Source organism: Lacticaseibacillus chiayiensis (assembly GCF_004123795.1).
Classification (GTDB): domain Bacteria; phylum Bacillota; class Bacilli; order Lactobacillales; family Lactobacillaceae; genus Lacticaseibacillus; species Lacticaseibacillus chiayiensis.
This window is the reverse complement of sequence record NZ_MSSM01000008.1, coordinates 23,659-48,670: the sequence shown is the minus strand read 5'-3', so window position 1 is coordinate 48,670 and position 25,012 is coordinate 23,659. Positions and strand designations below refer to the sequence as shown.

Annotated in this window: 19 protein-coding genes; 14 read left to right on the top strand and 5 right to left on the bottom strand. The window is 47.5% G+C overall.

Annotation, left to right across the window (positions count from 1 at the left end; all coding sequences use genetic code 11):
* Positions 1-77 precede the first annotated feature (77 nt).
* From BVJ53_RS04445 to BVJ53_RS04385, 13 genes are all read left to right on the top strand, one after another.
* On the top strand, positions 78-1,361 hold the full coding sequence (locus BVJ53_RS04445) for an MFS transporter (RefSeq protein ID WP_238150134.1): 1,284 nt from the start codon (positions 78-80) through the stop codon (positions 1,359-1,361).
* Positions 1,362-2,017: 656 nt separating this feature from the next.
* On the top strand, positions 2,018-3,265 hold the full coding sequence (locus BVJ53_RS04440; RefSeq protein ID WP_129301341.1) for a betaine/proline/choline family ABC transporter ATP-binding protein: 1,248 nt from the start codon (positions 2,018-2,020) through the stop codon (positions 3,263-3,265).
* Positions 3,266-3,267: 2 nt separating this feature from the next.
* Complete coding sequence (locus tag BVJ53_RS04435) at positions 3,268-3,897, top strand: ABC transporter permease (protein WP_129301340.1); 630 nt, start codon at positions 3,268-3,270, stop codon at positions 3,895-3,897.
* Positions 3,898-3,908: 11 nt separating this feature from the next.
* Positions 3,909-4,838, top strand: a complete 930-nt coding sequence (locus BVJ53_RS04430; protein ID WP_129301339.1) for an osmoprotectant ABC transporter substrate-binding protein — start codon at positions 3,909-3,911, stop codon at positions 4,836-4,838.
* On the top strand, positions 4,838-5,500 hold the full coding sequence (locus tag BVJ53_RS04425) for an ABC transporter permease (RefSeq protein WP_129301338.1): 663 nt from the start codon (positions 4,838-4,840) through the stop codon (positions 5,498-5,500). Before BVJ53_RS04430 ends, BVJ53_RS04425 begins: the two co-directional genes overlap by 1 nt.
* A 439-nt stretch (positions 5,501-5,939) precedes the next feature.
* A complete protein-coding gene (locus BVJ53_RS04420) occupies positions 5,940-6,692 on the top strand; it encodes a gamma-glutamyl-gamma-aminobutyrate hydrolase family protein (protein WP_129301337.1) in 753 nt (250 codons plus the stop codon).
* The gene (locus BVJ53_RS04415) at positions 6,689-8,071 is read left to right on the top strand and encodes an APC family permease (protein ID WP_129301336.1); all 1,383 of its coding nucleotides are present in this window, start codon (positions 6,689-6,691) and stop codon (positions 8,069-8,071) included. The genes BVJ53_RS04420 and BVJ53_RS04415 overlap by 4 nt, the downstream gene beginning before the upstream one ends.
* On the top strand, positions 8,064-8,447 hold the full coding sequence (locus BVJ53_RS04410; RefSeq protein WP_129301335.1) for a RidA family protein: 384 nt from the start codon (positions 8,064-8,066) through the stop codon (positions 8,445-8,447). The genes BVJ53_RS04415 and BVJ53_RS04410 overlap by 8 nt, the downstream gene beginning before the upstream one ends.
* 3 nt (positions 8,448-8,450) lie before the next feature.
* Positions 8,451-9,596 (top strand): trans-sulfuration enzyme family protein, encoded by a 1,146-nt coding sequence (locus BVJ53_RS04405; RefSeq protein WP_129301334.1) that lies wholly within the window; start codon positions 8,451-8,453, stop codon positions 9,594-9,596.
* Positions 9,581-10,345, top strand: coding sequence for a helix-turn-helix transcriptional regulator (locus BVJ53_RS04400; protein WP_331250554.1), 765 nt, complete (start codon positions 9,581-9,583; stop codon positions 10,343-10,345). The genes BVJ53_RS04405 and BVJ53_RS04400 overlap by 16 nt, the downstream gene beginning before the upstream one ends.
* A gap of 294 nt (positions 10,346-10,639) precedes the next feature.
* A complete protein-coding gene (locus BVJ53_RS04395) occupies positions 10,640-11,242 on the top strand; it encodes a TetR/AcrR family transcriptional regulator (RefSeq protein WP_129301332.1) in 603 nt (200 codons plus the stop codon).
* The gene (locus tag BVJ53_RS04390) at positions 11,239-14,535 is read left to right on the top strand and encodes an MMPL family transporter (protein WP_129301331.1); all 3,297 of its coding nucleotides are present in this window, start codon (positions 11,239-11,241) and stop codon (positions 14,533-14,535) included. Before BVJ53_RS04395 ends, BVJ53_RS04390 begins: the two co-directional genes overlap by 4 nt.
* Before the next feature lie 627 nt (positions 14,536-15,162).
* Positions 15,163-16,545, top strand: a complete 1,383-nt coding sequence (locus tag BVJ53_RS04385) for an MFS transporter (RefSeq protein WP_129301330.1) — start codon at positions 15,163-15,165, stop codon at positions 16,543-16,545.
* Positions 16,546-16,681: 136 nt separating this feature from the next.
* Here the strand turns inward: BVJ53_RS04385 and BVJ53_RS04380 are convergent, their stop codons facing one another.
* The 5 genes from BVJ53_RS04380 to BVJ53_RS04355 form a co-directional block, all read right to left on the bottom strand.
* Entirely contained in the window at positions 16,682-17,002 is a 321-nt protein-coding gene (locus BVJ53_RS04380; RefSeq protein ID WP_129301329.1) for a hypothetical protein, read from the bottom strand.
* Positions 17,003-17,540: 538 nt separating this feature from the next.
* Positions 17,541-18,458, bottom strand: coding sequence for a glycoside hydrolase family 43 protein (locus BVJ53_RS04370; RefSeq protein WP_129301328.1), 918 nt, complete (start codon positions 18,456-18,458; stop codon positions 17,541-17,543).
* A 51-nt stretch (positions 18,459-18,509) separates the two neighbouring features.
* Positions 18,510-21,029 carry a glycoside hydrolase family 30 protein gene (locus tag BVJ53_RS04365; RefSeq protein WP_129301327.1) on the bottom strand — a complete coding sequence of 840 codons (2,520 nt, stop codon included), beginning with the start codon at positions 21,027-21,029 and terminating at the stop codon, positions 18,510-18,512.
* Between the two features lie 29 nt (positions 21,030-21,058).
* Positions 21,059-22,078, bottom strand: coding sequence for a sugar kinase (locus tag BVJ53_RS04360; protein WP_129301326.1), 1,020 nt, complete (start codon positions 22,076-22,078; stop codon positions 21,059-21,061).
* 67 nt (positions 22,079-22,145) lie between these two features.
* A complete protein-coding gene (locus tag BVJ53_RS04355; protein WP_129301325.1) occupies positions 22,146-22,838 on the bottom strand; it encodes a GntR family transcriptional regulator in 693 nt (230 codons plus the stop codon).
* Between the two features lie 878 nt (positions 22,839-23,716).
* Here BVJ53_RS04355 and BVJ53_RS04350 point away from each other — a divergent pair.
* Entirely contained in the window at positions 23,717-25,012 is a 1,296-nt protein-coding gene (locus BVJ53_RS04350) for an MFS transporter (protein ID WP_129301324.1), read from the top strand.

Below are 25,012 nucleotides of genomic sequence, written 5' to 3'. Positions count from 1 at the left end.
ATTATCATTAGATTATTATTTAAAATTCACCAAAATATAATTATAAACTCAATCTAAAGAAAGCCCGTGGTCAAGCCGTGCAACCGCTCACGCTCACTTCCCCTGTCATCACAGATCGCGAATCGAACCGCCAAATCATAAAAGACTTCAGCAGCAATCTGATCGGCTCACTCAGCGGTGGGATGTTCTCTTTTGGTATGGGACTGATGCTCCTCAACCAAACGCACTTAGCCATCAGCTTCGGCTTATCAACCATTGTCGGGCCGCTCGTTAGCCTCATATTATTCGTGCCCATGGGGAATATCGTTGATCAGTTCTCACATCGACATATCTTGATTATCAGTAATTTGCTTAGGCTGGTCGGGCTATTTGCCTTCGCTTGGGCACAGCCAAACTTTGCCGGCGTGGACAAACTTTATCCGGTTGTCGCATTTTCGATCTTGGATTACATGTGCAGCGACTTTAGCTCAACAGCCTATGACGCCTCTGTGCACGAACTGGTTAATGAGCGGAAAATTCAAAGGTTAAGCGCGCTAACATCGACGGCTTCCTCAATTTCATCCATCTTTGCGCCAATGTTGGGATTAGGACTTTATTCTCTGGTTGGATTTGAAGCCTTCATTTTTGTCGAAATTGTGGCATCCACGCTTTCTTTTGCCATCATGTTAACAATGAAGTTTCACACTCATGAAGCCGAGACCAAAGCCAGTGCCACCCAATCACCTAAGCAACTAGACTTATTTAAAAAAGGCATCGCCTATGTCAAGCAACGCCCTTTAGTAAAAGGTGCCATTATTGTCGGCGTTGTTCTGAATTTTAGCTTCACAAGCGTCACGGTGGGCATGCCTTTTATCATCACCAACACGCTGCACCTCGGCACAACCCCAATCGGATACTTAGAAACCGGCTCCGCACTTGGCATTCTCATCGGCAGCCTGTTCATGAGCACCATTAGCAGTCAAAAACGCATTCGTCTGAAAATTCTCGGTCCCGTTTTGACAGACTGTGTCTTACTGATCGTTTTAGGCGAAATTTTCCATTTGGCCAACACAACAAACGCTGTCACCATCATCGGCACTTTACTGATGGCGGTTCTGGGATTCCTGATCGTCATCCCTAACATTGTCATGCAGGTAGAAATACAAAAGACCGTCCCCACCGAATTCCTCGGCCGCGTAAACACAACGCTCATGACCATCAACAACTCGGTGACCCCACTCGCAACTTTTTTCTACACGTTCTTGTTCCAAAGTATCGAACAGAACTACTTGGTTTTCGTTTTCAGCGGCATTGGGGCGCTGGCTTACATGTTCAGCATTCTGCCGCGTGTCTTGCATTATTTTCAAGAGGAGCATATCTGAACGCAGGCTTCCGATCGTGATAAAAATCAGTTTTTCTGTACAATGAATAGAAAGCCACACTAATCGAAGTTCTGAAACGTCAGAATAGCTGCGTGCAAAAACGGCGCCAACTTTCCATAAGCCAAGGAAGTCGGTGCCGTCTTAAATTTTGTTACAAAAAATACACTCACTGCCAAAACCAAATTCACAAAAAGCTTACATATTCTCACTATGATGTTTTGCTTCTCAGCAAAGAAATGATCGTGAATGCCATAAGAATAAACCAGATAAGCAAGAACAGTTTGAACAAAAGCGGACTTTCATGCGTTGATAAAAGTGCTATAAAAATTATGAGCATGAATGCTACTTTAACTCTCAAAAATTTTTTCAAGTGATCGGACACCTCTCCTTCCCGTACGTAGCCACTGCTTTGAAATAGCAGATTAAATTTCAATGATCTTAATAAATAAGATAAAGAACAGTTCAATAAATCAATCATCATTATACGCCAGTTTAATTGATTGGTCTATGGTTTTTCAATTAATACAATTAACCAACTTAAAAGTCTAATTTTTTCACCACCCCCCGCAAAATTCCCGTCCCACAACCGGTCCCCAATTAAAATACAATTAACTTCATGTGTTACTATGGAATCATCAAATAAAGGAGGACGCGTCATGCCAGAAGAACAACCAATGGTCCAATTCAAGGACGTTGAAAAAGTTTATCGAGGCGGGAATGTCGCGGTCGAACATATCAACCTTGAGATTCACAAGGGCGAGTTTGTTTGTCTTATCGGGACGTCGGGTTCCGGGAAGACAACCACGATGCGCATGATTAACCGCATGCTGGAACCCAGCGGCGGCCAAATCCTGTTTAACGGCAAGGATATTCACAAAATCGATGCTGTCAAGTTGCGGCGCCAGATCGGTTATGTTATTCAGAATATCGGTCTCATGCCGCATATGACGATTTATGAAAACATCACAATTGTCCCGAAGCTATTGAAGTGGCCGGAAGAAAAACGCCGCGAAAAAGCTAAGGAACTGGTGGATCTTGTTGAGTTGCCGGAAGATTATCTGGATCGTTATCCTTCAGAACTTTCCGGTGGGCAACAACAGCGAATTGGCGTTATCCGCGCGCTTGCAGCGAATCAGGATTTAATCTTAATGGATGAACCTTATGGCGCCTTGGACCCAATTACGCGTGAGTCTTTGCAGGAATTGATTAAAAACTTACAGGAAAAACTTGGTAAGACCGTGGTTTTTGTCACGCACGATATGGATGAAGCGCTCAAGCTCGCCACGAAGATTGTGGTCATGGATCATGGCCATATCATTCAAAATGCGACCCCAACTGAACTGCTGACCCATCCAGCGAACAATTTTGTCGAAAACTTGATCGGGCAAGATCGCTTGGTTCAGGCACGTGCTGATGTGACCACCGTTGAACAGATCATGCTAAAGAATCCTGCAGCCATCACCCCAGGCAAATCGCTGGCCGAAGCAATTGCCCTCATGCGTAAACGTCGTGTTGACACGCTGCTAGTAACGGATGACGAAAATCACCTCAAAGGTTTCATTGACTTGGAATCATTAGAAACACGCTATCAAAGCGCAACCAGTGTTGGTGATATTATCAAGTCTAGTATTTTCTATGTTAATAAAAATGCTTTACTACGGGATACCGCGGATCGTATTTTGAAACGCGGGTTCAAATATGTACCAGTAGTTGATAACGATAAGAAGCTGGTCGGTATTGTCACAAGGGCCTCGCTTGTTGATGTCGTTTATGACACCATCTGGGGTGATAATGAAGACAACCAATCCAGCGAAAGTGCCAAGAATCAATCACAGGCTTCTGATAAAAAAAGTGCAACCACTGCATCGGCCATAGATACCCGAAACGCACCTAAGGAGGTGTGACCATGCTTGCTTTCCTAAATGCACATGGCACTGAACTGATCACCAAAACTTGGGAACAGCTCTACATCTCGGCGATTGCATTAGGCCTTGGGGTGATCTTTGCCGTTCCGCTCGGCATTTTGCTGACGCGTTTCCCCAAGACAGCTAAGATTGTGATTGCTTTGGCCAGCATGTTACAAACGGTGCCATCTTTGGCGTTACTGGCTTTGATGATTCCGTTATTCGGGATTGGAAAAGTGCCGGCCATTGTCGCATTGTTCATTTACTCGTTGTTACCGATATTGCGGAATACGTATATCGGTATGGAAGACGTTGATCCGGTATTAATAGACGCGGCTAAAGGTATGGGTATGACAGCGTTGCAATCCATTCGGCAAGTTGAAGTTCCTTTGGCCATGCCAGTGATCATGGCAGGCATTCGCTTGTCGGCTGTTTATGTCATCGCTTGGGCAACCTTGGCTTCGTACATCGGGGCTGGCGGCCTTGGGGACCTGATCTTCAATGGTTTGAATCTGTTCCAGCCGGATTTGATTATCGGCGGCACGATTCCTGTTACCATTTTGGCGTTGGTTGTTGACTGGTTACTCGGGCGGTTGGAGTACCGCCTGACACCTGTCAGTGAACGCGCTTAGGAGGTGGCAAGATGAAACAATTCAAAAAAATATTCCTGTCACTTTTGTTGGTTCCAGTACTATTATTGAGCGGTTGCGGCTTTCCTGGTTTAAGTGGTTCCGGTAATGATGGTACGGTCCGCATTGCTGCACAAACCAGCACCGAATCACAGATTATGGCCAACATCATTGCCGAACTGATTAATCACGAATTGGGTTACAAAACAGCATTAGTGAACAACCTAGGATCCGGAACCGTGGTGCATCAAGCCATGATTCGTAACGATGCCGATATTAGTGCCACCCGTTACACCGGAACCGATATCACCGGCACACTGGGTATGAATCCAGTCAAGAACCCCGCCAAAGCTTCTGCGATTGTTAAACGCGAATTCAAAAAGCGTTTTAACCAAACCTGGTACCCGTCCTATGGTTTTTCCGATACCTACGCTTTTATGGTGACTCAGAAAGAAGCTAAAAAAGACCACCTAAACACGATTTCCGATTTGGGAAAAGTTGCTTCGCACTACAACGCAGGGGTTGATTCCAGCTGGATGAACCGAAAAGGCGATGGCTATCATGATTTTACAAAAACATATGGCTTTGACTTTAAACGGGTTTATCCGATGCAGATTGGTTTAGTTTACGATGCAGTTGAAGCCAACCGAATGCAGACCGTTCTAGGATATTCCACTGACGGGCGGATCCGCAGTTACAATTTGAAAGTGTTGAAGGACAATAGACACTTTTTCCCACCGTATCAATGCTCGCTTGTTGTGAACAATAGTCTTTTTAAGAGATACCCTAAACTAAGGCCACTGCTGCATCGCCTGGACGGTAAGATCAACGTGAAAACCATGCAGGAGCTCAACTATCAAGTCGATGACCAATTACTTGAACCAAACGTGGTCGCACAAAGATTTCTCACCAAACACAACTATTTCAAAGGAAGTGACGACTAATGGCTAACATGGATACGTGGCAACAATTCTGGTATTACCTTGCCAACAACGGTTCTTACGTGCTGAGTCAGTTCACTCGCCATTTTCTGATTTCAATCTATGGGGTGCTCATTGCGGCGGTGATCGGTATTCCAGTTGGACTGGCAATTGCGCGTCATCGCACCCTAAGCAACACCGTCATCGGCATCGCCAACGTCATTCAAACCATCCCCAGCCTAGCCATGCTTTCGATCATTATGCTGGGACTCGGACTGGGCGTGAACACCGTGATCGTTACGGTCTTCTTATACTCGCTGCTACCCATCATCAAAAATACGTACACTGGCATGCAAAATGTCGATAAGAACTTGATGGATGCGGCCAAAGGTATGGGTATGACTCGCTGGCAGTCACTATATATGGTTGAAATCCCCTTGAGCATGTCGGTCATCATGGCCGGGATTCGTAACGCATTGGTCGTGGCCATCGGGATTACCGCAATTGGCGCCTTCGTCGGAGCTGGCGGCCTAGGCGACATCATCATCCGCGGCACCAACGCCACCAACGGCGGAGCCATCATCCTCGCCGGCGCGTTGCCAACCGCTTTCATGGCCATCATCTCCGACTTGGTCCTCGGCTTCTTGGAACGTCGGCTTGAGCCTAAGGGAAAAGCTGCTTCATAAAAGTAGGTCTAATAGTTCATAGTTACTAAATAGGACGAGTGAATCTTCATATACGGAGATTCACTCGTCCTATTGTTTCTCAAGAGTAATTTGTTAGGATTACTAATCTGCTAGTGCCAAGGCGGAGCAATCGGAGGCGGGGACGGGCTCAGTGGTGCCCACCACTCTAGCTTCGCGGTCGCCAGCCCCATCTGGTCGGAGATTGCGGAGTTTGGCACGACCCGGAACTAATCAACTAAATTCACAAATGCTCAAACTAACACTAATGTTATTTATAAAAAATCCGCGCCCCCATTCGTTTTCACTAAGAAATCAACGTTATTATAAGATTGCTTACTAGTAGCGACTTTTCTCCCAAATATAAAATACCTTTAGTTATTTTTATAAAATATTGTACTTTTTAGAAGTTATGTTATACTCAAAATCGGAGGTGAATAATATGAAGAAACCACTTATCGGTATCTCAGCAGGCGTCCTTGTTGATCAAGGCGGCATGTTTCCCGGCTACAAACGTGATTATGTGAACGAGGACTACATCACCGCAGTTGCCGAAAATGGCGGCATCCCCGTCATTTTACCGCTCCTCGATGATCCTGCTGCGATTGACCGACAAGTAGCGGCCTTGGACGGGTTGATTTTATCCGGCGGCCACGATGTTGATCCAAGCAGTTATAACCAGGACCCATTGGAAAAGTTGGGCGATACGTCATTGCGGCGAGATGCTTTTGACTTGAATCTGATTCACTCAGCCAAACAACGCCAGCTGCCAATCTTTGGGATTTGTCGCGGCTGCCAGATTCTGAATGTCTACCACGGCGGCACACTCTATCAGGATCTCAGCTATCGCAATGCGCCAACCATCAGACACTGGCAGGCAACCAATCCGGCGCAGGTCACACATACTGTCCGCATCAACGGGCAAAGTCAGCTGTTTACGATTTTGAACGAGACCACAATACGCGTGAACTCGTTCCATCATCAGGTTATGGCAACCATCGGCGAAGGTTTTCATGTCGTCGCAACTGCCTCAGATGATGTTCCGGAAGCGATCGAAGCAGATGGCGACCACATCATGATGGGTGTGCAGTGGCATCCGGAAATGCTCACGCACAGCCAACCGCTCATGAATGCTCTGTTTAGCCACTTCATCCAACAAACGCAAACTGTTGCGGAAAGTAGCGTCAGCCTATGAAAAAGAAAATCGGTTTCTGGTCCATCGTTTTATTGGCCATCAATTCCATTATCGGCTCCGGTATTTTTCTTTCCCCAGGTGCCGTGGTGCAGTCTTCTGGCTCCAAAGCGTTAATTCTTTATGGGATCGCCGCCTTCTTTGCGGCCATCTTAGCCGTGACGTTCGCCTCTGCTGCCAAATATGTCGCTCACAGCGGCGCAGCTTATATTTACGCCAAAGCAGCCTTTGGTGAACATGTCGGTTTTTACGTCGGCATCACCCGGTACATTGCCACCTGCATTGCCTGGGGCGTCATGGCCACAGCGGTTGTCAAAACCGTCTTGCGCATTTTCGGCTTTGACCAAAATGACTTGATGCTGGTCACCATCAGCCTGATTTTACTGATGTTGTCGCTGCTCGTCATTAACTGCTTCGGGCCAAAATTCTTCGAGCTCGTCAACAATCTATCAACGATTGGCAAATTAGCCGCTTTACTGGTTTTCATCATTTTCGGCATCGGCGTCATTACCACGACCGGCGCGAACCATTTTGCCCAAATCGACCGGTTAACCAGCGCCGGCAGCAATGCAACCCTGAGTACCTTGGTGATGGGCGTCATCGCCGCGTTTTATGCTTTCACTGGTTTTGAAAGCGTTACCAGTGGTGCCGATGACATGGAAAAGCCGGAAAAAAATCTGCCGATTGCCATTCCTCTTGCCATTTCGGTGATTGCGGTCGTCTATATCGGTGTTGTCTGGATTGCCATGATGGTGAATCCGCAGGCGATGATGGCTACCAAAGAGGTCGTGGCTTTAGTGGCGGTTTTCAATAACCCGCTGATTCAAAATATTGTGTTATATGGGGCACTGATTTCGATGTTGGGTATCAATGTCGCCTCCTCATTCCACAGTCCACGCGTGTTGGAAGCCATTGCCAAACAAGGCCAACTGCCAAGCTGGTTAGCCGGTCGGACGGCGAAAAATTTCCCGCTGCCGGCGTTTCTTTTGACCGTTGCGTTGGCGGTGCTGCTACCGATGGCCTTTCGTTACGACATGACGAGCATCATCATTCTCAGTTCGATCTCCCGGTTCGTTCAGTTTCTGATCATTCCGCTATGTGTCATGAAATTCTTCCGTGGCCGTGGTGATCGCCGACTCATCAATCAGGCTCGCCCAAATGCGCTCACCGACTTGATTTGCCCGGCGTTGTCACTAATCCTGACCGTTTTGTTACTTATTAAGTTTGACTGGATTGGTCAATTTACTATTCTTGATGCCAATAACCAGCACGCCCCGAATTATTTTGCGATTATCGCCATGATCCTCGGCTATGTCGTGATTCCGTTTGGGATGATGCTCTTCAACTATCAAACTAAGAAAAAGAGGTATGAATATGATTAAACGTTTGACCAGCACGAACGCCCCTGCTCCCATTGGCAGTTACAGCGCCGCTACCCAAATCGGTTCGGTTCTTTTCACCTCTGGCCAACTACCATTTATACCGGAATCCAAGGACATCCCGGACGGTATCATTGCCCAAACCAAACAAGTGATGGCCAACTTGAATCACATTTTGGTGGATAACGGGACCTCCTTTGATCATGTGGCCAAAACAACCGTGTACATCAACGATCTCAAGTTACTGCCGACGTTTGATCAGGTATACCGTTCCTATTTCCATGACGGGTTCCCGGCGCGCACCGCGGTTTTGGTTAGCGAATTACCGGCTCAGACATTACTGGAAGTCGACATGGTTGCGGAAGTGCCGGAGGATTAAAAAGTGGGTATCAATACGGATCTTTTACATGGCTACCCCGTCATCGACAGCCATACCGGTGCGTCTTCGATTCCTAAATACCAAGCTTCCACCTTCAACAGTCCGGCTTTAGGCACCAATCGCGATTACATGTACACGCGTTTTGGTAACCCCACCATCGATGCCTTGCAGGATGGTTTAGCCAAAATTGCCGACGCCCGCTTCAGTTTTGTGTTCAGCTCCGGCATGGCCGCGATTGCCAATGCGCTCATGCTGCTCAATGCGGGCGATCAAGTCATTTTCCCGATTGAAGTTTACGGCGGCACTGGGGCGTTTGCGACCAAGATTCTGCCTAAGTATGGCATTGATGTCGTGTTTACAGCTTATGATCAACTTGCTAATATTGAACAGGCACTAACGCCCAAAACCAAAATGATTTACGTTGAAACCCCGTCAAACCCGCTGCTGAAAGTCACCGACATGCAGCCGATCGTGACGCTCGCCAAGGCCCATGACATTTTGACAGTGGCTGACAACACGTTCATGACGCCGCTTTATCAAAAGCCCTTGGCACTCGGTTGCGACATCGTCATCGAAAGTCTGACGAAATTCATCAATGGTCATAGTGACGTGGTCGCAGGCGCGGTTTTAACCAACAACCAGGCAATCGCTGAAGAACTGTCTCTTTTTCAAAAAGAATTTGGCAGCATCCTCGGCGTTGAAGACGCATGGTTGGTCTTGCGCGGCATGAAAACAATGGGTCTGCGCATGCAACAATCCAAGCACAACGCCCAGCGGATCGCGACCTTTTTACAGGCACATCCCAAAATCAAACAAGTCTACTTCCCGGGATTGCCGGATCATCCCAATCATGACGTCCACATGCGCCAAGCAGAAAACGGCGGTGCGGTGCTGTCATTTGAAATTGCTGACGCCGACAAAGCGCGGTTAAACACGTTTATCGATGCATTGCAATTGCCGATTTTTGCCGTCAGTCTCGGCGGTGTGGAATCCATTCTTTCCCACCCTGCCACCATGTCGCACGCCTGTTTAACGGCAAAGGAACGCGCTGCCCAAGGCGTCACCGATAGCCTGTTGCGCTTGTCTTGCGGCATTGAAGATACTGAAGACTTAATCGCTGATTTAACCCAGGCATTAGCCAAAATCTAACATCGACGCAACCTGGAACTGATGCGGTTATTGAGAAAGGAAGGATTCCGATCACCCCCGAGTCATATTGTCCATTTTTAAAATTCCTTGCGCATGTTCTCGGTCCGACCACGGAAATCGTGATGCACGCCATTAATCCGGCCAGCGATGGCTACGACTCCTCGATTATTTTCCTGGAAAATAGCATATCCGGACGCACCATGGATTCCCCCGCGACCGACTTCATCGCCAAAGTCCTACACGATAAACTGTATCAGCAACAGGATTACGTCGTGCACTATCAAAGCACGTTGATGAATGGCAAAAAAGTCAACTCCGCCAGTTTTTTCATCAAAAATGAAGCCGGCGAACTCATCGGCATGATTTGCATCAACACCGATGTCAGCCGTTTCCAGCAACTGGCGACGCTCGAAAAGTTAAGCGAAGAACTCCTTCAGGCCTTTCAGCCGGAACTGTCGCCTGCAGCGAACCCCCTCGCAGCGGCGACTCCAACAGAAAATCTGTTCATTCAGCCAGAAGGTGCGATCCGGCAAGTTGTCAGCGAACTAACGGGTTCACCCAACCCACCAATCGCCGACCTAACCCGCAAGGAAAAAATCGCCATCGTGCGCCGCCTCTATGAGCAACACTTCTTCGAACTCAAAGATGCCGTCGCCAAAACCGCGACATACCTCAACATGTCCACCGTAAGCATCTATAAGTATTTGCAAATCATCAAGCAAGAAGACCAAAACATGCCATATCGGTGATGCACTTAAGCACTAGATATGTTTCCGTCGATAAGGGCAAAAAATAAACGCGACTGATTTTTGCAGTGAAAATTCAGTCGCGTTTTTCTGTCGCCGAAATTATTCGGATCAATTCAAATCAGAAGACGTAAATGCCTATATTTTAGCTTCACACTCACTTTTCTGTCTAGCCAGAGATCATTAAGTTTGGCTCGACAAATGACACCACTGAAAGCCATTTTTATACAGCCTTGACAAGAATATTCATAAACACTAATATATGCGAATGAACGTTCATTCCACAAGGAGGTTATTATGCAACTTATTCCAGTACCAAGTCCGATCATCGCCCAAGCTGTAAAGCTATTCGCCGAACGTGGTTACGCCGAAACCAACTTACCTTCCATCGCTAAAGCGGCAAAAGTCGCAGTTGGCACGATTTATCGGCATTTCAAAAGCAAAGAAGATATTCTTAATACTGCTTTTATAGATATTATGGACTTTTTCCATGACGTCCTAGCCAAGGCTGCCGCCTACGATCCTGACGATTCGGAAACGACTTTCAGCCGGCTTTTCGATGCAGCCATCGAATCTATGGAGCAATATCCGACAGAACTGCATTTCATTCAACAAAATGTCTTTAACGAAGCCCTCAATGCCGAAAGCCGAGCAGCTCGCGGTCGTGTTATCACACTCATCAACAACATGCTCTTGGACGGTCAGGAACGCGGGGTCATTGTTAAGGCCGATGTCCGCACGCAGCTCGCTATTTTATACGGTAGCATCGTCAGCATGATTGACATCGTCTGGGCGCAACAGCAACTCGAAGGCCATGTTTCCGATCAACAACCACTGGCAATCGATTTGAAGAATCAAGTTTGGAACGGTCTCACCAACGAAAGAAGAGTGTTTCAATGAAGAAGTTTCGCAATCGTCATATCCCTGCCTTGATTTTCTGGATCATCGTCATTTTGGTGGTTCTCGTGACAATGCCTGATGTATCAGCTATCGTTCGCGATAAAGGTACGTTATCACTCCCTAAAAACGAAGAGAGCCAAGTTGCGGCCAACATTGAACAAAGGGCTAATCATAACCAAAAAGTCCGTTCCTACGCGCTCGTTTTCAGCAACGGTGACAAGAAGCTGACGACAGACCAGAAAAAGGCAATTGACAAGACGCTCACCAACCTCAAGGATTCAAAGGCTGTCAAAATCGTCAATGTAACTAAGCCGTCTGACAACGCTGAATCCAAAAAGCAGCTTGACGCCAAAGACGGTACCACCCAAATGGCGCTAGTTGATGTCAAGGCTATCGGTCAAGTACGGCCGCAAACACAAAACTTAGAGAAACAAATCAAAACTGCCAACGTCAAAACGTATGTCACCGGCAGTGCTGTGCTCAATGACGACTTCTCCACGGTAACGGAAAAAGGTATCCAGAAAACTGAAATAATTGCTGCCATTTTTATCTTCATAGTGTTGATCATTGTTTTCCGCTCACCGATTGTGCCATTAGTATCATTACTTACGGTTGCAATTTCTTTCCTGACATCGCTAAATATCGTGATGACACTAGCAGATAAGTTTAATTTTCCGATTTCCAATTTTACTCAAGTCTTCCTTGTCGTTGTCTTATTCGGAATCGGGACTGATTACAACATTTTGCTATACGATGACTTTAAGGCAGCGCTTTCGCAAGGAATTCCACGTATCAAAGCTGCTGGGATCGCCCGACGATTTGGCGGCCGCACGATTCTTTATTCCGGTGTATCGGTATTGATTGGTTTTTCTGTTCTTGGCCTTGCCAATTTTAAGTTCTATCGTTCTGCGGTTGGGGTTGCTATCGGGGTGCTCGTTCTTCTTGTCGTCCTGTTAACGCTAAACATGTTCTTTATGGCGAACATGGGCGAAAAGCTATTCTGGCCAAGCAATAATCTGGATGGTCATAGTACCAGTAAACTATGGCGCAATCTTTCCAAAGTTGCTATCGCACGACCGCTTATCACCCTTGGCACGATCGCCATTATCGTAGTGCCATTTTTGTTGAATGCCAATCAGACGCTTAACTTTAACAACGCGGACGAATTGCCGGAAACCCTGCAATCCAAAGTTGGCTATCGTCTGATTCAGGACCATTACTCAAAAGGCATGGCTTCGCCGACGACCATTTACATTCAAAGTAAGCATGCGCTGAACACCCCGACAGTTCTTGGTACTATCGATGACGTCACCAACTACCTGCAAAAAGAAAAAGGGGTCAAAACCGTCGCTTCGGTCACTCAACCGAGTGGCAGTAAAATTAAATCGTTGTATCTTAATGATCAACTCAAAACAATTACTAGTGGTTTAACTCAAAGTGTCAAAGGTCTGAAACAGGTTCAGTCTGGACTCAATGATGCCAGTGCGGGAATCAAAAATGCTAACGTCGCTGGTAGTACCCAGCAGGTGCAAACATTGGCGAATGGCACCTCAACGTTGTCTACAGGAGCAAATAGCCTCAGCAATGGCATCGGTCAATACACATCCGGTGTGACATCGTTAAATAATGGTCTCGGCCAGTTGAGCAGTCAGCTACCAGCGCTTAGTTCTGGTGTCAACGCGCTAAAAAGCGGCTCTAATCAATTAACCCAAGGCATGAATCAGCTTAAAAGCAATAGCACGGTTCTTGCTAGCGGCATGAATCAGCTCAGCAGTCAGTCAAGCAAACTTACCAACGCCATGAACCAGCTCGACAGTCAGATAGAAACGTTAAGCGGAACCGCGCAACAAATTCTTACGCTTATCAATCAACGACCGGCTGGCGATCAGCTAAATCAGCAGGTTCTGGACAAGATCAATACTTTTTTCAATGGCGTTCATCAACTGACTGATAGTACGGGAGCTTTAGGTGACGGTATTAAAACCTTAAATGCTGGCACGACTGCTATGAACAACGGCATTGGCACACTGACCAATGGCACCAATCAACTGAATAGCGGCATCAACTCCCTGAACAACCAAGTCCCGACACTGGTTTCGGGTATGAACCAGCTCAGCTCCGGTTCTTCCCAACTTGCTAGCCAAAACGACTCGCTAAACAATGGTGCTTCACAAATTGCCAGTGGCGCCGAACAGGTTAACACCGGTGTTCAGACCCTGAATACGAAAGTCAAAGCGATCTCCCAGCAAGTCAGTTCCATGCAATCCGGACTCACTTCCGCCGACAAAGCGCTTGGTACGATCGCAAACGGGAGTACCAGCATGAAACAATATTTAACCGAACTGCAACATTCGTATTTAGGTAACAAATTCTATATTCCAGATGCAACGCTAAAAAGCAAAACTTTTAAACCAGCGCTCTCAACTTATATGTTCGATGGTAATAAAATCACTAAGCTAACAGTCGTGTTAAAAGACGATCCAAGTACCGATACCGCGGCGCAACAGATTCGAACAATCAAAACAGATCTCACCGCTAAACTGAAACATACACCGCTTGCTGATGCGACTGTGGCGATTGGTGGACAAACTTCTCAAACCGCTGATCTTCAGGATCTTGCGAATGGCGACTTCGAACGTACCGCCGCGATCATGATCATCGGTATCAGCATCGCGCTGATTGTGGTCACCCGATCACTGATTCAGCCAATCAGCATCATCGCAACACTTATCACTGCTTACGTCACCTCATTGGGCTTGACCAAGCTATTCTCAACTTATGTCCTCGGGCGTGATATGCTAACTTGGAATACGCCATTCTTCGGCTTCATCATGCTTGTTGCCCTTGGTGTTGACTATAGCATCTTCCTCATGGTTCGATACCGCGATAATGCCCTAGAAGGCGGCACCATGACCCAGCGCATCGCCAAAGCCGCCACTGTTATCGGAGCGGTTGTCATCTCGGCAGCGATTATCTTAAGCGGCACTTTCGCAGCGATGATTCCATCCGGCATTACCACCCTAATTCAGGTGGCTCTAGTCGTTATCTTCGGACTGATTTTACTCGTCTTTCTGCTGCCACTGGTTATGTCCAGCGTCATCAGTCTGACCGACAAACAGATGCAAAAAAACAACCACCCACAAGGCCCCGGCCCGCATGATGGTTCCGGTGATTCCGGTTATACCAGTCCAAAAAAGCCCACACCTGATGCCCCTGTTGTAGCATCTACTGCAGCTAAGTTGACGCGCAAACAACGTCAATCATCTACGCATGCTACGCCGCACACACACTAAGCGGCAATACCAAAATCACCATCCGCAACTTTCCTGCATCGCCCAAAGCACGTATCAGCAGCTATTAGTACGTACTACAGGGGCATGGCTCATCAATAAGCTTCAGCACCGTGACGAGTAATCAATGATAAAAAGTATTAGTAATGAAGATTCTATTGTTATTAGTGAAGTAAAATGCTAATGACTATAGAATCTTTTTTGTCGCTACGTATATAAAGCCAAAACGAGAAAATAATCTCTACTGGTCATTCACGTAACGAGTTAAGCTAGCAGTACCATAACTAAAATTGCCAAGTTAACGTCGCCTTTCTCGGCTTTTATTCTGTTGATCCTGAGTTACTGATAGTATAAATATAGGACGAGCGCAGAGAATAAGGCACTATTCGTTCAAAAAGAATTGTTATCGGCTTTAGTGTCAATCCCAATCTTCCACTGGGGCGCTTGATCTAGTGTCTTATCTTTGTTGGCTAGCGGCATTAATTGGCATAGTCGTATTTATTGGCTAAGTCTGTTGTGACTGATACACATCCACCGCATGAAACCGTTTGCGCGCTGCTTAGAAATCTGCTATCGTCAGCAGTGTCCCAGGTCTATTTCAGGCGAAATTATAGAAACGAAGGCACACACATGAAGACTTCACCTGTCTCACATCGCATCCAACTGGCTATTTTATCGGCAGGATTGCTGACGTTTGTCGGTATTTTGGTTGAAACGTCGATGAATGTCACCTTTCCCACGTTGATCAAATCGTTGCATGTGTACTTATCGACGGTTCAATGGCTCACTTCTGGCTACTTATTGATGGTCACGTTGGTCATGAGTACGACTGCTTTTTTATTACGCCGTTTTAACACGCGCTCCTTGTTTCGTGGGGCCATTTTGTGTGCCTTAACCGGAACGCTGCTATGTATCTGGGCGCCGAACTTTCCGATCCTTTTTGCCGGCCGGCTACTACAGGCGTTAGCGACTGGGGTCTCGACACCTTTGATGTTTCATCTGATTCTGACCCTAATCCCCCAGGCGCATCTCGGCCTTTACGTCGGCATGGCGAGCGTTGTCACGTCATTGGCGCCAGCATTAGGCCCAACATACGGCGGTTTGTTAACTTACTACGCATCATGGCGCATGATTTTCTGGCTGGTATTGCCTGTCATTTTATTAGTCTGGTCCATGGGTGAAGCAACCATTCGCGTTAAAGCACGCACCACCACCGATCGCTTCGACTTCATCGGCTTCTTACTATTGGCGGTAGGTTTATTTTCACTCATCGAACTGCTCGATCAATTCACGGCAGCTGGCATCACCATTACTTTCTGGGTTTATGCTGCCGCGTTAGCCATCGCTATCATCGGCATGAGTCTTCATTTGCGGCATACATCAACACCGTTACTCAATTTTTCATTACTCAAACACCCAGGCATTCGCGCCCGTGCGATTAATTTCTTCATTCTGCAGTTTGGTAACGTCGGCATCGCTTTTGTCATTCCGATGTTTGCCGAAAATGTCCTGCACACCAATGCTTCTGTTGCCGGATTGCTATTATTGCCCGGCTCTTTGCTCGGCGCGGCAGTTTCACCGATTGGCGGCACCTTGTATGATCGCTTCGGAGCCCATTGGTTATTGTTGATCAGCGATGCCGCCATGATTGTCGGTGCCATGTTGCTCGGTCTGTTCACGCATCAACTAGGCATGGCGATGGTCGTCGGCTTTTATCTGATTTTTCGGGTGGGCTTCAATTTCGGCTTCGGCAACACCATGTCTGATGCCAGCACCATGGTCAACGGCCCGGAAAAAGCCGACATCAACTCGTTGTTCAATACCCTGCAACAATACGCCGGTTCACTAGGCACTGCCAGTCTATCAGCCATCATCACCTTGCAACAACGCCTCGCCCCCACTGGTGCCGAGGCTGCCGGCAGTCAGATCGACTTCTTCCTGCTAGCTGGGTTGGCAGCACTAACCTTCTTCATCCAGTGGCGGTTGGGTGACAGGCGTCAACAAGTCGCATAATTGTACCCTGCTAAAATGTCATTTCCAAATCAAAAAGAAAGACCATAAACTTTGCCAAATTTGTCGGCGAAGTTTACGGTCTTTTGTTATGCAAAAACTAATCATGTTGATCAAACAGGCGGCCCCACATTTTCACTCAAGCATCTTCCAGCACCTGATATTGCTTCAGAAACTTTTTCTTAGAAACAACTCGATGATTGGTCACGTCCAAATAGTCACCCGGATAGCCCAGCACATACATGTCATAACCAGCAAAACCGCCGCCAACCGTACCAACTGCCCCGAACTTTAAGTTAGTTCCCATAGACGGGTTCAGGCCGCTCATCAAAACGCGTAGGTGATTGTCCATCCAATAGAGATAATTCTCTTCAAATGCTAACTTCACCCAATCTGGTTGTTCGTTGGTTCTGCTGATCTCCCAAACTTCAGCTGGTTGACCTTTATATAAAACTTTCACGATCTTCACCTCGCTGCCTTTGTGTCTTTGAATGAAAGCTGACAGCATGTCCTATATCGTTATTTTTACGGTCTCATTTTAATCCCTAGCGCGCACACAGACAATGATACTGGCCCAAAAATCTTTTCCGTGTCAGTCACATACTAGCAATGATGATAAAATTGTTATCCGCGCATTGCCGACTGCTGATGAGTGGGCAGATTTGTTCAAGAATACACCCACTGAAGTCGTCAACCTCGATAAACGTGGCCATTATGACCCAGAAAAATCCCCCGCCTTCCATGATTGGATGCACGAAAATGATTAGTCGTAGAAAACCACTAAAGCCAATGAAGACGCCTTAAACCAGTAAAATGAAGTCAGGCAACAGAAGCGCGAACAGTCAAAGTATAGCGTCGATCAAAAAATCTAAGTTATCTCTGAAATGAACAGTCTACCTAAAAAAATAGCCGTACCCCAAAACCGGGATACGGCTATTTCATTATCATGGTGACTCGCACATGAACCTAGATCGTTTTTCTTACTCACTAAATCATTTTCACTGCCAATGTTTATTCAGCCGCGCATAGTCCGTCTGATCAATTGCCAGTACCGATCCGTGGCGCGGCCGGTCTGGCAACTGATAGGTCGCCGCAGATGGCTGCGTGAATTGACCGCTGGCAAGATCATCGGTCAGTGCCGGCACATAAGCCCGGACGTCATTGTTCACTTGATCCAACAACAAACACCACTGACCATCCGGCAATTGATAGGCTTGCGGCCCTTCCACGCGTTGCATCTTAGCCAAATAAGTCGACGCAATCGGCTGATCAGCGGCATCATCCAAATGCTGCACGCGATCCATCACCACTTGCCCGCGCTGATTCAGTTTCCAGAACCGATAAAACCCGTCATCCGCTGCAACCACATCGAGATCAATCACATCATAAGTCGCATCGCTAAGATAAACTTCCGGCGTTGTAAAATGCTGAAAATCTTTGGTGTGGGCTGAATAGATGCGTAACCTTTTGGGCGTCTCCGTGGTATCCGTCGCCGACCAGAACAGCCGATCATCCCCGTGATCAGGATCAAAGATGGCCTCCGGTGCCCAGACACAGCCAAAATGGGGCCCTAACGTAACACTCTCCCCTTGATCCCATGTGACTAAATCCTTGGAATGCCAGACGAGCAGTTGATCACTGCCAGCAACCTCGGCGTGGGTCCAGGCGCCGGATTCCGTGTGGCCATACATACGCAAATCCGTTGCCAGCAAAACGTAATCGCCGTTCTGCGTCTGAAACAGAAACGGATCGCGGGCGCCATGTGTCCCGAGTTGGTTGGTTACGACCGGCGTATTGCCCTGCAGCGCTGTAAAATGCAGGCCATCCCGACTCAGCGCAAAGTAAATTTGTTCGCCATTTTGGTACTGCTCACCAGTAAAATAGCTCATTAAATACCCATCAACTGACTGGGTCACCTGACTCACCTTCCTTTGAAAAGTGCTGTCAGTATCTGCATCACGCGTTGACTACAGAATCGGGGCCACACCGTCAAAGGTATAGCTACCATCAATAACCGTCACGGTGACATGATGTTGCCCGGCTGCTAAGTCCGTCACCATCGTGTTGGGCTGCTTGGCCAAAGCTTTCAGCGGGACAACTTCTTGAGCACGACCGTCCACAGTGATCCGTAAGCGACTTGGCTGATCTTGCGTACCAAATAGCACAAAACCGGTACCTTCAGTATCAAAATCAAGCGTTGCGCCTTGGCTGCCGGTTGACTGCGACCGTTCCCATGCATGCGGGAATCGGGCTGCAATGCGCGCCCAATGTTCGTCACTAAACGCTAAACCAGCATCCAAGTCATCACGTCGATGCCCTAAGACCGCGGTCGCCGACGTACTTGTCACCGTCAGATTATGAATCACGGTCTTGAAATAACCGGTGCCGACCTTCACCTGCCCAGCTAATCCCGGCCGGTTGCTTGGATCATCATAAGTAACATATGTTTTGCCATTGACTTGCACGGTGATGTGTCGCTCCGTTGCCTCGACCACCAGATGATGGCTGGCATCGGCATCAAACACCGGGACATCCAAGGTTGTCTGCAACGCCCCGCGCACGTAAAATCGCAGCTTACCGCCCACCGTGATCGTGGCGGCATACGGTGCGGAGAATAAGCTACCTTCAAAGTCATCCACACTGCGGACACCTAAGCCGACATAATTCGCGCTCACCGTATTTTGCTGCGTCGTGGTATCAAACGTGAACGTCAACGCTGCGGCATAATTCAGCCAGCGAATGTCACCAGCCGTGAAGTTCGGGTCGGTTTGTGTTTCCCAAGCCAACGCCCGTGACTGCTCAGTGATCTGTTGCTGCAACACCTGTTTTCCGGCATGCTCAACCACCTCAAAAGCACCATCCATATCGGTTGTATACCGCGGTGTCCCGCCACGCCGCTTGAGATAGTCCGCTGGCATGTCTGCATACGCATAATCATCATGGAAAAGAACGTACTTTTCAGGATCTTGTTGCAGCGGTTGATCCTCACTCACAGCTGGGCTCGCCAAATGTGCCTGTGGTTGGAAATCCGCAGTTGTCGCACTGACAATGGCCCGTGGTGCAATCGATAACGTGACGACACCCTCTTTTGGCGTGAGTGTTGCCACCTTTTCGCGGTCGTGGATCTTGCCTTTTTCATCGGCCCATGTCTGCCAAACATGTAACGACTTGCCGGCTACCGGCAAATCCTTCACGTTCACCTGATAACGCTGCGGCGCACTGGTATCGTTGACTAGAATCACCGTGTAATCCGTACGATCCGGCGCAACCAAAGTCATCGCGCTCGCCGCACCAAAAGCCTGGCTTAGGTTCTCGGTGCCGGCCACCTCGCTCACAGTGGCACTCGGCACATACCGCCAGTTCTTGTCCGCCGTCTGGTCACGCCAACCGGTCAAGGTAAAATCGGTAAAATGATGCATGACCGCTAAGCCGACTGTGTCCTGCTGGAAGTAACCCGACCATGGCGTATCCATTTCCAGCAGCTGCTTGCCCGGATATTTTGCGCCCGGATACAAGCCGCCAATTGCCGGTTGGAAAATGTACAGACTACGCCGGGAACGCGCATAACTTTTGACCAACCGATTGGCAATGTCCAAAGCGCTGATAAAACCGCCAATGCCGATTCCGGTTGTGTCTTGAACCCGCAATGTGCCAAATGTGACCGGCGCAACGCCTTCGCTATACCAGACTTCCTTGTGCAGGCGATCGGCGATTTGCGTAAAAGGATGATCCGGCCCGTCATCGGTATTGTAATGGTAGCCAACCGCCGGAATCACCGCCTGTAACTCAGGATCGTTCAGCAGCGCGGTTCCCATATCGGTGCCGTAATTCTGGTCGGAAGTGATCAGCTTAATCGCATGGTATTTTGCCAGCGGGAAGCCTTCCGGAAAACCGTCCTCATCATGTTGCAAGCGGTGCGCGAACCATTTGAGATAGCGGTACATCGGGTGCTTGGTTTCGTTACGGTCAGGATCAATGTAATCGAACACATAACCGTAAGCCTGCCAAGCCGCGATGACGGTTTGCTTGTAATATTGGTACATCCCTTCAAAAGAGGCGGTCGGCACTTTTTGATCCGGATCATCAGACTTCACCTGTTGCCAGCTTGGCCGCAGAAAACCGGGTTCGGCCCAACGCAGCATGCAGGTTTTTAAGTCCGGCTGAATCTTTTTGGCGTCTGCGATTAATTGAAAACCCATGCCGCGCGCAACGTCAGCTGGTTCGTCAGCTGCCCGTTTTGGTGCCGGTTCGGTTCCGCAAGAGGTGTTCGAGTCACTGCCCAGCTCTACCTTCAGCATGCGCATCAGCGGGTGTTCGCCGCCAAATAAATGCTGGAGCACCTGCTGATACACTTGCGGCTGTTCCCATTTATAATCCATCAACAAACGTGACGTATTATTGCAGCTTAAGAGTCCAAAACCTTTGATCGTATTCGCTTCATTTTGCTCCAATTGCAGCTGGTCGCCATCAATTGTCAAAGTGTGCATTTGCTCATCCTCGCTTCCTGTTCACCTTGCTAACGATCAACACCGCTGCCTGTGGCCATCACAGCGCGCACATCGGCATCGGTAATCAAATTCAGATCACCGCTGATCGTCAACTTGAGAACACTGGCGGAAATGGCATAGTTGATTTTGGCTTGCGGATCAAAATCATGCAAGGTAGCATGCATCAAGCCGGCACCAAAAGCATCGCCGGACGCAACGCCTTCCATGACATGCATATGAAAAGTCGGGCCTTGATACGTCTTGCCATTTTCAGCCAGCAAGCCAGTCCACCAGCTATCTTCAACTGAATGAATATTACGGACAACACTGGCAACGGTTTTGACATTCGGCCATTGCTTCATCACCTGCAGCATCCCGGCTTTGAAACTATCAATCTGATCAATCCCGGTTGCCATGTTGCCATCAAACGCCTTGATGCCTAGTGTCGCTTCAAAATCTTCATCGTTTGCCAAAACAATCGTGATATACGGCATCACTTTAGCAAAAAAGCTCTGCGCCTCAGTTGGTGACCACATTTTGCCACGATAATTCATATCACAAACAACCGTAATATCATGGGCAGCGCAGTACTTCACGGCTGACTCAATCGCCGTTTTCATCGCAGGGCTGATGGCAGGGGTAATCCCGGAAAAATAAAAATAGGCCACGTCTTTAAGCAGACTGGCCCAATCGAATTCGTCAGCATCAGCGGTCGCAAACGAACTGCCGGCACGATCGTACACGACATTCGTATTGCGCACACTGGCGCCTTTTTCAAAAAAATAGATTCCCAAGCGTGGGCCGCCGCGCAAAATTTTGTGCGTATCGACACCAAGGCCGCGAATGGTATTACGTGCCGTGTCACCCAGCGCGTTATCTGGCAGCTTGGTGACATACTGTGCTTGATCACCAAGTAATGCCAAAGAAACCGCCACATTAGCTTCGGAGCCGCCATAATTGGCTTCAAAACCCGACGCTTGAAGAATCCGCTGATGATCGTACGGTTTTAGTCGCAGCATCATCTCGCCGAATGTTAATACTTTTGTCATCTGTAAGCCTTCCTTTCGTGAGGGCACGATCGCGCTTACAGTAGGCAATGTTCGTTATGAGACAGAATTAGTTAGGTTGGTGATTCGTAGTTGCCTGTCCTTCAAAATAATCCGGATAAGCTGCCAGAACGGTTTTGACATCATCATCAATCGCCAACAAGTGATCGGCAATCAAACGACTCGCCAGTTCGGCATCTTTGGCTTTGGCAGCATCGACAATCGCCTGATGCTCCGTTACGATGTTGTGCCACTGCAAGCCGCTCGCTTCCAACCGCAAATAGCGATACCGATTGAATTGCAGATTCATTTGTTGCACCCAGATCCAGACATACTGCTTGTGATCGGCTATATAGAAAATCTCGTGAAAATCATGGTCCAGATCAAAGAAATGGTCATAGTCTCGTGAGTGTTCATAAACACCTTGCAGCGCAACCTGTTGTTCCAACTTATTGATTTGTTCAGGCGTCATGATCTTAACCGCCTCTGCCACAATCGTTCTTTCCAAATTGACCCGGGCAAAACGGCCTTGGTACATTTCTTCCAGATTAATTTTTGAAACATAAGTACCGCTCTGCGGAATGACATCAAACAGTCCTTCACGCCGTAAACGGATAATGGCCTCCCGGATCGGGGTCGCACCTATCTTGAGTTGTGCGCTCAATTCAGTCTTGTCGACTTTTTCCCCGGGGGTCAGCTGCATGCTAAGAATCATCTGTTTGATGGCGGTATAAGCCTCATCTTGATAATTCGAAATTTGCATGGGCGTCACCCTTCCTTCTTTTTTCACTTCATCACTTAATTGTATAACATCCCAGCCTTTCTAAAAAGATGTTGCCTCGGAAACTAACTACTTTAATTTTTAAAAAGCCAGTAAGCGCTATCACGCCCTATTTGATTATACTAATATATCAGTAGCGTCGATGTCAATAACTTACCCTTATTTAACCTGACTTTCTGAGATTTGTCATGCTTATTTGTCGTCATGATCAATTTTTAATTCATATTGTGGTTTTGCTGCGGAAGTGTCTGCCATACATCGTCAGTAAATAATTCTCAAACTGGACTGCCGATCAGGGCATGAAGATCGTCCCAATTAGAAGAAAGAAAACTTCTATGATTTAAGACTTGATCGTACCCGCAAAGAGCAACCCAACACTTCACAATTATCTGACTCTTTTATCCATGCAGAAAATCCAAAAATTTACTTGTCGCTTTTTGCACAAATTAGTCTCTTAGCTCAGGCAAAATAACCATAAAGGCTCTAAAATCGCCAAGTAAGGGCTTGCTATTTTAGGCCTTCCCTCTTATCGGCCAAGTTTTAGGATCTCGAATATTAATATTTTAGTAAGGGGTTGACAGTGTTTTTAGTAAGCGCTAACATGACACTTGTAACGATATACTAATATATCAATTCATTGAGTGTTACCTTCAGTCCGGCATTTATACGACTAGATGCTGAACAATCAGGACTTATCAAGCCCCCCATCCTTAACGAATTGATATTCTGACAGGGATCATCCCGCACGACATATATATAAAGAAAGAAGGGATGCACGGCAGACGGCATAGGAATGAGGCCATTATGTTTCATGATTCAACGATCCAAGCCAATTATTTAATTTCATGGGAGTGAAAAAAATGGCAAATAAACTTGAGAGCGACCCTAAAGCCGTTAAGACGACGGTTGGGGTTGTCACTAATGCGAAGATTCAAGATTCACAGCAGCCGAAACTACCATTCGGCGTTGCTACTGCGATGTTTATTGCACCGCTTTGCTGGTATGGGCCAATTGGTTCGACCCGAAGCGTTTTAATTCCACAATTGTTCAGTCAGATTGATGCCGCACATAAGGTTTGGGCGGTCGGTATTTTGGCAACAGTCGCATCGATCACCGGTGCGATTGCCAACTTGCTATTCGGGGCCTTTTCCGATGTGACCCGGACGCGTTTCGGGAAACGGAAGCCTTACATTGTTCTTGGTACTTTAGCCATCGCGATTTCGTTAGTTGTTATTGCTAACTTAACGTCGATTACTGCGATTATCTTCATTTGGATTATTGCTGCGGCGGCGGAAAATGCCATTGCGGCTGCGATTTATCCGCAAATATCGGATCGTGTGGCACCTAAATGGCGTGGCACGGTGTCAACTTTCTACGGTGTCGGTTTTACCATTGCGCAACAAGGCTTCGCGCTGCTAGCTGCCCAGTTCCTTGGCAACGTTAAAGTCGGTATTTACGTCATGGCGGCAACCACTGTTGTTTTGGCGGTTATCCACGTTTTGTTAATTAATGAAAAGAGCAACCTAAGCGATCCTAAGATCAAGCTTGATAAGGAATCCCTGAAGAAGTACTTCTTCTTCCCGACGCATGATGCACGTGATTTCTACCTGGCATTATCCGGTAAATTCCTGATGGTTGTTGGTTCAACAATTGTAACGACTTTCTTGCTATTCATCTTTACCGACTATATTGGCCAAAGCACCAAGCAAGCGGGCGGATCCATTTCAATCTTCTCGTCCATCATGCTGTTTATCGGCGTCTTCTTTGCTTTAGTCGGCGGACCACTTGCTGATAAAATGAAGCGGGTTAAAGGCCCAGTTGTGATCGCGACGTTCGCGTTGGCAATTGCTGCGTTGTTCCCACTGTTTGTCAAAGAAGCCTGGGCAATGTTTGCTTACGCTGTTATCGCTGCTTTTGGTAATGGCTTGTACAACTCTGTCGATGGTGCGTTGAACATGGATGTTCTGCCATCTTCCGATACTGCCGGCAAGGACCTTGGCTTAATCAACTTAGCCAACACATTAGGCCAGATGCTGGGTGCCATGGTTGCTTCCGCGATTGTTGAAGGATTCGGTTATCAGGCCGTCTTCATGTTTGCGGTTGCGATGGAAATCCTTGGTGGTATTCTGATTGCCGCCATCAAACGTGTTCGGTAA

What these genes read in the sequence shown, in the direction of transcription:
- BVJ53_RS04360 (WP_129301326.1), bottom strand. Translation starts at nt 22,078, where the DNA reads ATGACAAAAGTATTAACATTCGGCGAGATGATGCTGCGACTAAAACCG.
- BVJ53_RS04395 (WP_129301332.1), top strand. Translation starts at nt 10,640, where the DNA reads ATGCAACTTATTCCAGTACCAAGTCCGATCATCGCCCAAGCTGTAAAG.
- BVJ53_RS04425 (WP_129301338.1), top strand. Translation starts at nt 4,838, where the DNA reads ATGGCTAACATGGATACGTGGCAACAATTCTGGTATTACCTTGCCAAC.
- BVJ53_RS04435 (WP_129301340.1), top strand. Translation starts at nt 3,268, where the DNA reads ATGCTTGCTTTCCTAAATGCACATGGCACTGAACTGATCACCAAAACT.
- BVJ53_RS04365 (WP_129301327.1), bottom strand. Translation starts at nt 21,029, where the DNA reads ATGCACACTTTGACAATTGATGGCGACCAGCTGCAATTGGAGCAAAAT.
- BVJ53_RS04410 (WP_129301335.1), top strand. Translation starts at nt 8,064, where the DNA reads ATGATTAAACGTTTGACCAGCACGAACGCCCCTGCTCCCATTGGCAGT.
- BVJ53_RS04385 (WP_129301330.1), top strand. Translation starts at nt 15,163, where the DNA reads ATGAAGACTTCACCTGTCTCACATCGCATCCAACTGGCTATTTTATCG.
- BVJ53_RS04415 (WP_129301336.1), top strand. Translation starts at nt 6,689, where the DNA reads ATGAAAAAGAAAATCGGTTTCTGGTCCATCGTTTTATTGGCCATCAAT.
- BVJ53_RS04420 (WP_129301337.1), top strand. Translation starts at nt 5,940, where the DNA reads ATGAAGAAACCACTTATCGGTATCTCAGCAGGCGTCCTTGTTGATCAA.
- BVJ53_RS04350 (WP_129301324.1), top strand. Translation starts at nt 23,717, where the DNA reads ATGGCAAATAAACTTGAGAGCGACCCTAAAGCCGTTAAGACGACGGTT.
- BVJ53_RS04355 (WP_129301325.1), bottom strand. Translation starts at nt 22,838, where the DNA reads ATGCAAATTTCGAATTATCAAGATGAGGCTTATACCGCCATCAAACAG.
- BVJ53_RS04440 (WP_129301341.1), top strand. Translation starts at nt 2,018, where the DNA reads ATGCCAGAAGAACAACCAATGGTCCAATTCAAGGACGTTGAAAAAGTT.
- BVJ53_RS04430 (WP_129301339.1), top strand. Translation starts at nt 3,909, where the DNA reads ATGAAACAATTCAAAAAAATATTCCTGTCACTTTTGTTGGTTCCAGTA.
- BVJ53_RS04390 (WP_129301331.1), top strand. Translation starts at nt 11,239, where the DNA reads ATGAAGAAGTTTCGCAATCGTCATATCCCTGCCTTGATTTTCTGGATC.